Here is a 10,332-nt window from a genome sequence, read left to right on the forward strand (position 1 = left end):
GTCCGGGGTCTTCCGGACGGCGGCGGGCGCCGCTGCCTTCACCTGCCTTCAGGGATGCGGAGCCAGGCTCTTACTTGGTGGAGCCGATGTTCAGGTAGTCGTACTCACCGGAGAACGCCGGGGTGGAGACCATGTTGGTGGCGTTGTCCGGGCGGTACAGGAAGACCTTGAAGTAGGTCAGCGGGACGATGACCGCCTGCTCCATGACCTTCTTGTCGATGTCGGCGTAGGTCTTCTCGCGGGCCGCCTTGTCCGGGTTGACGGCGGCGTCGTCGAGCAGCTTGTTGACCGCCGGGTCGTTCAGCTGGGAGAGGTTGCTGTTGCCGGAGGCCTTGATCGCCCGGCCGTCGACGATCTGCTGCAGGAAGCCGTAGCCGGTCGGCCAGTCCGCGCCCCACTGCATCATCATCAGACCGATGTTGTGGTCCTGGGTGAACTGCGGGGCACCGGCGCTGTCGGTCAGGTACTTGCCCTGCGGGTACTGCTGGATCTCGGCGTTGATGCCGACCTTCTTCAGCGCGGCCTGGATCGAGGTGGCGGCGGCGACCTCGGTGGCGCGCTCGGTGCGGGCGGAGAGCACGGTGTTGATGCTGTCCTTGCCACAGGCCTTCAGGGCGTCCTTGGCCTTGGCCTCGTCACCCTTGTTGTCCTTGGTCTCGAACAGGTTGAAGTCCTGGTGGCCCGGGATGTCCGGCGGGAGCACCGTGTTGGCGACCTGGCCGCGGATCGGGCCGCCCTCGGCGGTCTGCACCGAGACCTTGTCGATCGCGAACTGGACGGCCTTGCGGCACTCGATGTTGTCGAACGGAGCGACCTTGCTGTTGATCGCCAGGTAGACCAGGCGGCCGCCGTAGGCGTTGTCGGTGCTGGCCTTGAGCTTCGGGTTCTGCAGGATCTGCGCCTGGGTCTGCGGGTCGACGCCGCCGCCCACCAGGTCGACCTGGGCGTTGCCGGCCAGCAGGTCCTTGTCGATCGTGGCCTGGTCGATGTTCATCTTCAGCACGATCTTCTCCGGCAGCTGCTTCCGGATCGGGTCGGTGCTGGCGTCCCAGTTGGTGTTCGGCACCAGGACGGCCTGCTTGCCGTCCTCGTAGGACTCGAACTTGAAGGAGCCCGAGGACACGATGTGCTTCACGTAGTCGGCACCGGTGTCCTTGGCCTGCGGGACCGGCGCGGTCTGCGGGGCGCTGACCAGGTAGTCGAAGTCCGCGAACGGGTGCTTCAGGTGGAAGACGATCGTGGTGTCGTCCGGCGTCTCGATCGAGTTCAGGCCGCCGGCCTTGTCCTTGTACGGACCCTCGTACGGCGTCTCGTTGTCGACCAGCAGGTCGTGGAAGTAGGTCGGGCCGTTGGAGTTCACGTCCGGCGCGAAGTTGGAGCGCTCGACGGCGTACTTGACGTCCTTCGAGGTGATCGGGGTGCCGTCGTCGTACTTCAGGCCCTTGCGCAGCTTGTACGTCCAGGTGAGGCCGTCCGCGCTGGGCTGGCCCATCGACTCGGCGAGGTCCGGGACGAGCTTGTTGCCCTCCTCGCCGGCGGCCGGGTTGAAGGTGGTCAGCGGACGGCCGTACAGGCGCGAGAAGTTGTAGATGTACGCGTAGTACGTGTTGCCCGGGTCGAGCGAGTCCGGGGTGCCCTTCATCTCGAAGGTCACCGTCCCGCCCTTCTTGTCCGAGGCGTTGACGATGCCCTTGGTGGCCGCGTTGGCGCCGGAGCCGCCCCCGGCGGAACCGGAGGCCGAGGAGGAGGAGGAGTCACCGCTCTTCGACGAGCTGGTGCAACCGGTCACGACCAGGACCACGGCGGCGGCCGCCGCGGTCAGGGCGACGGTACGGGACCTACGCATGGGAGAGATCAACCCCTTGGGGATGTGGAGGCGGTGAGATGGTCCTGACGTGATGTCAGTCGAGCACGAACAGGTGATGACACCTGGTCAGTTGCTCTTGGGATCGAGGGCGTCGCGCAGCCCGTCGCCGAGCAGGTTGAAGGCGAGCACGGTGATGAAGATCGCCAGACCGGGGACCACCATGTACTGGGGGTCCACCTGGTAGTACCGGATCGCGTCCTGGAGCATCCCGCCCCAGGAGGCCTGCGGGGGCTGGATGCCGACGCCGAGGAAGCTCAGCCCGGCCTCGAAGAGGATGTTGGTCGGGATCAGCAGGGTCGAGTAGACCAGGATCGGACCGACCAGGTTGGGCAGCAGTTCCTTGAACAGGATGAACGGGCCGCGCGCCCCCAGGCTGCGGGCCGCGTGGACGAACTCCCGCTCGCGCAGCGAGAGCGTCTGGCCGCGCACGATCCGGCCCATGTAGGGCCAGTTGAAGAAGCCGATCACGAAGATCAGCACCAGCATGTGCAGCGGCAGGCCGTGCAGGCCGAACGCCCCGCCCTGGAGCGAGGTCGAGATCGCGATGGCGAAGAGCAGCAGCGGGAACGCGAGGAAGACGTCCATCACCCGGCTGATCACGGTGTCCACCCAGCCGCCGTAGTAGCCGGCCATGATGCCGAGCACGGTGCCGATGGTGTTGGACAGCAGGGTCGCGCCGAAGGCGACCAGCAGGGAGACCCAGGAACCCTCGATGACGCGGGTGAGCAGGTCACGGCCCTGGAGCGGGTCGACGCCGAGCGGGTGGTCCCAGCTCATGCCACCCCAGTCGCCGAACGGCAGACCGCCGAGGTCGGCGTCCAGCAGGTCCTGGTGGAGGGCGTCCGGGTCGAGCCCGAACAGCGACTCGATCGGCTTGGCCAGCACGGCGAGCAGGATCAGCAGGATCACCACGACGCCGCCGGCGACGGCGGCCTTGTCCCGCTTGAAGCGGGTCCAGGCGATCTGACCGAGGGAGCGGCCCTCGATCTTCTTGGCCGGGCTCGCGGCGGCGGGTGCCTCCGGTTCGTTCCCGGCGGTGGTCACGGATGCGGTCATGGTCAGTTGGTCCCCTCGCCGACGGTGGCCGGCCCACGGGTGCCGGTCGCCGGCTTCGGCGGTGCGGCTGCGGACGTGCGGAAGTGCTTAGGAGGAGCGGGTGTTGAGGCAGTGCGTCGTGCACAGGCACTGCCACCACGCGGGATGGGCGTCGCGCGGGCGGGCTGTCGGCGTGCGCGCTCACCTTTGTGGGGTTCCAGTACGCGCGGTGCGTTGCGCAGAACTCTCTGCCATCCGAACTGGCTTACGCCAGCCCTGACAACCGACAGATGCCCAACTGTGATCTGTGTGCATGCACCTCCCGGATCTTCGGCATATACCTCTTCACACGGCTGTAGCCGCCATGTCAAGATGACCGGGTCACACGTCCGGAAATTCGTCCGGAAAGCATCGAAGCCGACTTGACGGACAATCAAGTCGGCTTCGGAGAATGGGTTTTGGGAATCAGCGCCCGGGGTAGCCGGGCCATGGCCGCTGCGGTTGCTGCTGCCAGCCCTGCGCCGGCGGCTGGGTGCCGTACGCGTAGCCCGGCGTCGACTGCCCGGGGTACGGCGGCGGGGGCACCGGCGGGTACGGGCCGGTCGGCGGGCGGCCCGCCTCCCGGTCGAAGAACGGCCGCGCGTTGGCGCGCATCCACAGCGCCACCGGGTCGTACTCGTCCGACATCGCCACCGTGGACACCGCGAGCCCCTCCGGGGCCACCGCGATCGCGCGCTGCATCAGGGCCCGTACCGCCTCCACCACCGGCGGAGAACTCTCGTACAGGTCAAGGCCGATGGCCAGGTACGGCTCCCCCACCGCGGGCTGCACCCAGGCCCGGCGCAACGCCCGCACCGCCCGCAGCTCGCCGGCCTGCCGCTCCAGCAGCGCGAAGAACGGCTGGGCGTTCAGCTGCGGCTCGCTCAGCTTCAACGGCCCGGCCGGCAGCCGGTCCAGGCCCGCGGCGATCCGCCGCAGGTCCGCCCAGGGCACCCCGACGCCGCCGCCGGGCGCGTGCGGGTTGAGCCACAGGCCCCAGCGGGTGCGGTACAGCGAAGCCGCGATCTCCCGGCCGGAGATGACCTCGTGGGCCCGCGCCCAGCCGGAGGCGGTCAGCTGCTCGGACGAGGTGACGGCCGGCGCGTAGCCGTGGCCGCTGATCTCCATGTTCCCGTACTGGGCGTCCGGGCTGCCCGGCGTGCCGTGCCACAGCAGCATCCAGACCTGGCCGTCCGCCAGCGCGTGCAGCAGCCGCTCGTACGCGTCGTAGCGCTCCGGCGCGACGTCGCGCAGGGCGCGCTCCAACGCGCCGGGATCAGCTCCCGGGCGCCCGGCCGGTGCCTGGCCCCAGGGCCCCGGCACACCGCCCGCTCCCGTTCCCGCACTCATGCGCCCACCTCGCCGCGCCTCTTTCCCTCAACCCGCCGGCCCGTCGGCCGTCTGCACGCACCCTATGGCGCGGCACCGGCCACCGCCACGGCGACGTACCTTTGATACGAACCCCGCTCACACCCGCGTGTAGAAAGGCATGACCCGGGTGAGCAGCCACTCGACCACCGGGTCGTCGGCGAGGTCGAGCAGTACGAGGTGGACGCCCCCGGGCAGCGGCGCGGTTCCCAGCGCTCGCCCGAGTGCCTCGTTCACCGCGGCCGGATCGGCCGGTGCCGCAGGGTCCAACTGGACGCCCACGAACATCACGGTCGGCTCGCCCTCGACGCTGGCCAGCGCCCTGCGGGCGGTCAACACCCCGGGCAACGCCGACAGTTCGCTCCGGCAGGCGGCCAGGAAGTGCTCCGGGTCCTCGCCCGGCACCGGCTCGCGCAGCGCCACCCGCCCGCCGGTCGGCTCCGAAGCGTCGTCAGCGGCCTCCCAGCGGTCCTCGCGCGGACCGCGGCGCAGCTCGGCGACCCCCTGCGGCGGCACCGGGATGCCCACCGCCGCCTCCGGGTTCACCGCGATGCCCACGCCCAGCGGCAGTCCGCGGGCGAACTCCCAGACCGGCGCGATCGCGAAGGCCATCCCCGGCGCCTGCTGGAGGAACACCTCCTGCGAGGAGAACACCGGCACGTACGGGTCGCCGCCCAGCTCGATGGTCGGCAGGTCCAGCGACTGCCCCTGCGGGTCGGCCCCGGCCGGCAGCGGCACCCACACCTGGCTGCGGGCCAGCACCTCGATCACCCGCGGCGTCGCGCCCGGGTCGCCCAGGGCCGCGGTCAGCACCTGCTCCAGCTCGTTGGCCGGCCAGGAGCCGCCCGCCGGCGCCTCCTGCGGTCCGCCCCACCCCTGCTGCTGTTCCACCGGGTACCCCATGCGCCGCCGATTCCGCCCTCTGTCGTTCGGCCGCCCTCTGCTGTGCCGACGCGCAGCAGTCTAGAGGCGTGCGGGGGGTGAGGTCAGGGCTCGTGTTCGGGTACCGGGCGGTGTGACCGGGCCCCCCCTCCCCTCGCCGTCCCGGACGTGCCATGATGTGCCCGTCCGACGGCATGCGCCGCGGGCCCCCACAACTCCATACCGGCCGCTCGAACCCGCGCGGGAGAGCCCGGAGTGCCGCTCAGGCACAGCCGGCGCCGAAGGAGCAAGTCCTCCCCGGAATCTCTCAGGCACCCCTACCGCACGGGTTAGGCACATCTGGAAAGCGGCGCCCGGCCCTGTCGTGCGCCCACCCACGGTGCAAGCCGCCATGCTGTCCCCCAAGCTGGAAACAGCTGTGGGCAGGTCGGCGGTGAAGCTCTCAGGTTCGACGACAGATGGGGAGACCCACGCCGCCGCATGCCCGCGCGCAGGGTCGGTCCCCGAGCGGGTCCGGTCCCGGCGCGTGCACCCCTGAGTGCCCCGACCGAGGAGTTCCTGGCCATGTCGTCCCTCCGCCTGACCGCGCTCGACGCGCTGCACCGCGCCCTCGGCGCGACCATGACCGACTTCGCCGGCTGGGACATGCCGCTGCGCTACGGCAGTGAGCGCGAGGAGCACCTCGCCGTCCGCACCAAGGCCGGCCTGTTCGACCTCTCGCACATGGGCGAGATCACCGTCACCGGCCCGCAGGCCGGCGAGATGCTGGACCACGCGCTGGTCGGGTTCGTCTCCGCGCTGGGCGTGCTGCGCGCCCGCTACACCATGATCTGCGCCGAGGACGGCGGCATCCTGGACGACCTGATCGTCTACCGCCTGCGCGAGGACGCCTTCCTGGTCGTCGCCAACGCCTCCAACGCCCAGCTGGTCCTCGACGAGCTGATCGCCCGCGCCAAGGGCTTCGACGCCGTCGTCACCGACGACCGCGACACCTACGCGCTGATCGCCGTCCAGGGCCCGGAGGCCACCGGCATCCTGGCGAAGACCACCGACGCCGACCTGCCCGGCCTGAAGTACTACGCGATCCTCCCGGCCCAGGTGGCCGGCCGCGACGTGCTGCTCGCCCGCACCGGCTACACCGGCGAGGACGGCTTCGAGATCTTCTGCCACCCGGCCGACGCCGAGCCGGTCTGGCAGGCGCTGACCGCCGCCGGCGAGGGCCACGGCCTGGTCCCGTGCGGCCTTTCCTGCCGCGACACGCTGCGCCTGGAGGCGGGCATGCCGCTGTACGGGCACGAGCTGTCCACCGACCTCACCCCGTTCGACGCCGGCCTGGGCCGGGTCGTCCGCTTCGACAAGACCACCAACGAGGGCACCTTCGTCGGCCGCAAGGCGCTGGAGCAGGCCGCCGCCGCGGCCGAGACCAACCCGCCGAAGGTGCTGGTCGGCCTGGTCTCCGAGGGCAAGCGGGTGCCGCGCGCCGAGTACACCGTGGTCTCCACCGAGGGCGAGCCGATCGGCCGGATCACCTCCGGCGCGCCGTCCCCGACCCTGGGCAAGCCGATCGCGATCGCCTACGTCGACGCCGCCCACGCCGCCCCCGGCACCACCGTGGCGGTGGACGTGCGCGGCAAGCACGAGCCCGTCCAGGTCGTCGCGCTGCCGTTCTACAAGCGCGCCCGCTGAGGCCCTCCGGGCCTGTCTTCCCCCGTACCCGCACGTCGCAGCCGTCCGAGTGACGGCCCGCTTCGCCGTGCCCGCTTCCCATCCTGGAGAATGACGCCATGAGCAACCCCCAGCACCTGCAGTACACCAAGGAGCACGAGTGGCTGACCGCCGCCGAGGACGGTGTCTCCACGGTCGGCATCACCAAGCACGCCGCCGACGCCCTCGGTGACATCGTCTACGTGCAGCTGCCCGAGGTCGGCGACACCGTGACCGCCGGCGAGACCTGCGGCGAGCTGGAGTCCACCAAGTCGGTCAGCGACCTGTACTCCCCGGTGACCGGTGAGGTCACCGAGGTCAACCAGGACGTCCTGGACGACAACGCCCTGGTCAACAGCGCCCCGTTCGAGGGCGGCTGGCTGTTCAAGGTGCGCGTCGAGGCCACCGACGAGCTGCTCAGCGCCGACGAGTACGACAAGCTCACCCACTCGGCCTGAGCCCCGCGGGGGCGGCCGCAGCACCACGGCCGCCCCGCCCCTCCACGGCCCACCCGTCACCACCACCACCCTTCCAAGGGCGCGCTTCGCGCGGCACCCCCGCCTCTCCTCCCCGGGAAGACCACACCATGACGGTTCTGAACCAGTCCCTGCACGCCCTCGACCCGGAGATCGCCGCCGCGGTCGACGCCGAGCTGCACCGCCAGCAGACCACCCTGGAGATGATCGCCTCCGAGAACTTCGCCCCGGTGGCGGTCATGGAGGCCCAGGGCTCGGTGCTCACCAACAAGTACGCGGAGGGCTACCCCGGCCGCCGTTACTACGGCGGCTGCGAGCACGTCGACGTGGTCGAGCAGATCGCGATCGACCGGATCAAGGCCCTGTTCGGCGCCGAGCACGCCAACGTCCAGCCGCACTCCGGTGCGCAGGCCAACGCCGCCGCGATGTTCGCGCTGATCCAGCCGGGTGACACCATCCTGGGCCTGAGCCTGGCCCACGGTGGTCACCTGACCCACGGCATGAAGATCAACTTCTCCGGCAAGCTCTACAACGTGGCCGCGTACCACGTGGACGACAAGACCGGCCAGGTCGACATGGCCGAGGTCGAGCGCCTCGCCAAGGAGCACCAGCCGAAGCTGATCATCGCCGGCTGGTCGGCCTACCCGCGCCAGCTGGACTTCGCCGAGTTCCGCCGGATCGCCGACGAGGTCGGCGCCCTGCTCATGGTGGACATGGCGCACTTCGCCGGCCTGGTGGCCGCCGGTCTGCACCCGAACCCGGTGCCCTACGCGGACGTGGTCACCACCACCACCCACAAGACCCTGGGCGGCCCGCGCGGCGGCGTCATCCTGTCCAAGGCCGAGTACGCCAAGAAGATCAACTCCGCGGTCTTCCCCGGCCAGCAGGGCGGCCCGCTGGAGCACGTGATCGCCGGCAAGGCGGTCGCCTTCAAGATCGCGGCCTCGGAGGAGTTCAAGGAGCGCCAGCAGCGCACCCTGGAGGGCGCCCGCATCCTCGCCGAGCGCCTGCTCCAGGCCGACGTGGCCGAGGCCGGCGCCACCGTGCTCTCCGGCGGCACCGACGTCCACCTGGTCCTGGTCGACCTGCGCAACAGCCAGCTCGACGGCCAGCAGGCCGAGGACCGGCTGCACGAGGTCGGCATCACCGTCAACCGCAACGCCGTCCCGAACGACCCGCGCCCGCCGATGGTCACCTCCGGCCTGCGCATCGGCACCCCGGCCCTGGCCACCCGCGGCTTCCGGGCCGAGGACTTCCGCGAGGTCGCCGACGTCATCGCCGAGGCGCTCAAGCCCGCCTTCGACGAGACCGTCGCCGCCGCGCTGAAGGCCCGGGTCACCGCCCTGGCCGAGAAGTACCCGCTCTACCCGAACCTGGCCAACCAGGAGTAGTCCCGCTCGGTCGGGCTCATCGGATCAGGTGACCGGCCTCACCCCGCCGGCGCACCTGGGATCCCGGGGCACCGCGCACACTGGACAGTGCGTGCGGTGCCCCGTCCCGTGTCAGCCCTCCCTGCCAGCAAGTCCTTCCACGAGACCAGACAAGGACGTCCCCCGTGGCCATCAGCGTCTTCGACCTCTTCTCCATCGGCATCGGCCCGTCGAGCTCCCACACCGTGGGCCCGATGCGCGCCGCCCGGATGTTCGCCCGCCGACTGCGCTCCGAAGGCCTGCTGGACCGGGTGACGGGCGTGCGCGCCGAGCTGTACGGCTCGCTCGGCGCCACCGGCCACGGCCACGGCACCCCGAAGGCCGTCCTGCTGGGCCTGGAGAACCACTCTCCCCGCACCGTCGACGTCGACCAGGCCGACAAGGACGTCGAGCGGATCATCGCCGAGAAGCGGATCAGCCTGCTCGGCGAGCACACCATCGACTTCGACCCGGACAGCCAGCTGGTCCTGCACCGCCGCCGCTCGCTGCCCTACCACGCCAACGGCATGACCCTGTGGGCGTACGCGGCGGACGGCTCGGCCCTGCTGGAGAAGACCTACTACTCGGTCGGCGGCGGCTTCGTGGTGGACGAGGACGCGATCGGCGCGGACCGGGTCAAGCCCGACGACACCGCGCTGCGCTACCCCTTCCGCACCGGCGAGGAGCTGCTGCGGCTCACCCGGGAGACCGGGCTGTCCATCTCCGGCCTGATGCTGGAGAACGAGAAGGCCTGGCGCAGCGAGGAGGAGATCCGGACCGGCCTGCTGGAGATCTGGTCCGTGATGCAGGAGTGCGTGCGGGCCGGCATGACCCGCGAGGGCATCCTGCCGGGCGGTCTGAAGGTCCGCCGCCGGGCCGCCGCGGCGGCCCGGACGCTGCGCGCCGAGGGGATCGGCCCGGCCAACGCGATGGAGTGGGTGACCCTCTACGCGATGGCGGTCAACGAGGAGAACGCCTCCGGCCGCCGGGTGGTCACCGCGCCGACCAACGGCGCCGCCGGGATCATCCCGGCCGTCCTCCACTACTACCTGAACTTCATCCCGGGCGCCGACGAGGACGGCATCGTCCGCTTCCTGCTCGCGGCCGGCGCCATCGGCATGCTCTTCAAGGAGAACGCCTCCATCTCCGGCGCCGAGGTCGGCTGCCAGGGAGAGGTCGGCTCCGCCTGCTCGATGGCCGCGGGCGGCCTCGCCGAGGTCCTCGGCGGCACCCCCGAGCAGGTCGAGAACGCCGCCGAGATCGGCATCGAGCACAACCTCGGCCTCACCTGCGACCCGGTCGGCGGCCTGGTCCAGATCCCCTGCATCGAGCGCAACGGCATGGCCTCGGTCAAGGCCGTCACCGCGGCCCGGATGGCGCTGCGCGGCGACGGACGGCACCACGTCTCGCTGGACAAGGCGATCAAGACGATGAAGGAGACCGGGGCCGACATGAAGATCAAGTACAAGGAGACCTCGCGCGGCGGACTCGCCGTGAACGTCATCGAGTGCTGATCACGACGCGCTGAAGGCCCCCGGGCGGTCTCCCGCTC

Annotated in this window: 8 protein-coding genes and 1 riboswitch; of the genes, 4 read left to right on the forward strand and 4 right to left on the reverse strand. The window is 70.8% G+C overall.

The genetic code is table 11. From position 1 onward, the window contains the following. Positions 1-70 precede the first annotated feature (70 nt). The 4 genes from ACFU7Y_RS31135 to ACFU7Y_RS31150 form a co-directional block, all read right to left on the reverse strand. Positions 71-1,846: an ABC transporter substrate-binding protein gene (locus ACFU7Y_RS31135; RefSeq protein ID WP_224280962.1), complete on the reverse strand. Its 1,776-nt coding sequence runs from the start codon at positions 1,844-1,846 to the stop codon at positions 71-73. Between the two features lie 87 nt (positions 1,847-1,933). Continuing rightward, complete coding sequence (locus tag ACFU7Y_RS31140) at positions 1,934-2,923, reverse strand: ABC transporter permease (protein ID WP_224280961.1); 990 nt, start codon at positions 2,921-2,923, stop codon at positions 1,934-1,936. Positions 2,924-3,367: 444 nt separating this feature from the next. Next, a complete protein-coding gene (locus ACFU7Y_RS31145; RefSeq protein WP_224280960.1) occupies positions 3,368-4,291 on the reverse strand; it encodes an enhanced serine sensitivity protein SseB C-terminal domain-containing protein in 924 nt (307 codons plus the stop codon). A gap of 117 nt (positions 4,292-4,408) precedes the next feature. Then, positions 4,409-5,212, reverse strand: coding sequence for an enhanced serine sensitivity protein SseB C-terminal domain-containing protein (locus tag ACFU7Y_RS31150; protein WP_224280959.1), 804 nt, complete (start codon positions 5,210-5,212; stop codon positions 4,409-4,411). A 210-nt stretch (positions 5,213-5,422) separates the two neighbouring features. After that, positions 5,423-5,524, forward strand: a riboswitch (glycine riboswitch). A gap of 231 nt (positions 5,525-5,755) precedes the next feature. Here ACFU7Y_RS31150 and gcvT point away from each other — a divergent pair. The 4 genes from gcvT (at position 5,756) to ACFU7Y_RS31170 (ending at position 10,294) form a co-directional block, all read left to right on the forward strand. Beyond that, positions 5,756-6,877, forward strand: a complete 1,122-nt coding sequence (gene gcvT / locus ACFU7Y_RS31155; RefSeq protein WP_224280958.1) for a glycine cleavage system aminomethyltransferase GcvT — start codon at positions 5,756-5,758, stop codon at positions 6,875-6,877. A 98-nt stretch (positions 6,878-6,975) separates the two neighbouring features. Next, on the forward strand, positions 6,976-7,353 hold the full coding sequence (gcvH, locus tag ACFU7Y_RS31160; protein WP_224280957.1) for a glycine cleavage system protein GcvH: 378 nt from the start codon (positions 6,976-6,978) through the stop codon (positions 7,351-7,353). 128 nt (positions 7,354-7,481) lie between these two features. Further along, positions 7,482-8,762, forward strand: coding sequence for a serine hydroxymethyltransferase (gene glyA / locus ACFU7Y_RS31165; RefSeq protein ID WP_224280956.1), 1,281 nt, complete (start codon positions 7,482-7,484; stop codon positions 8,760-8,762). 164 nt (positions 8,763-8,926) lie between these two features. Further along, the gene (locus ACFU7Y_RS31170) at positions 8,927-10,294 is read left to right on the forward strand and encodes an L-serine ammonia-lyase (protein WP_224280955.1); all 1,368 of its coding nucleotides are present in this window, start codon (positions 8,927-8,929) and stop codon (positions 10,292-10,294) included. Positions 10,295-10,332: the final 38 nt, after the last annotated feature.

The organism is Kitasatospora sp. NPDC057542, assembly GCF_042801945.1.
In the GTDB taxonomy this organism is placed as follows: domain Bacteria; phylum Actinomycetota; class Actinomycetes; order Streptomycetales; family Streptomycetaceae; genus Kitasatospora.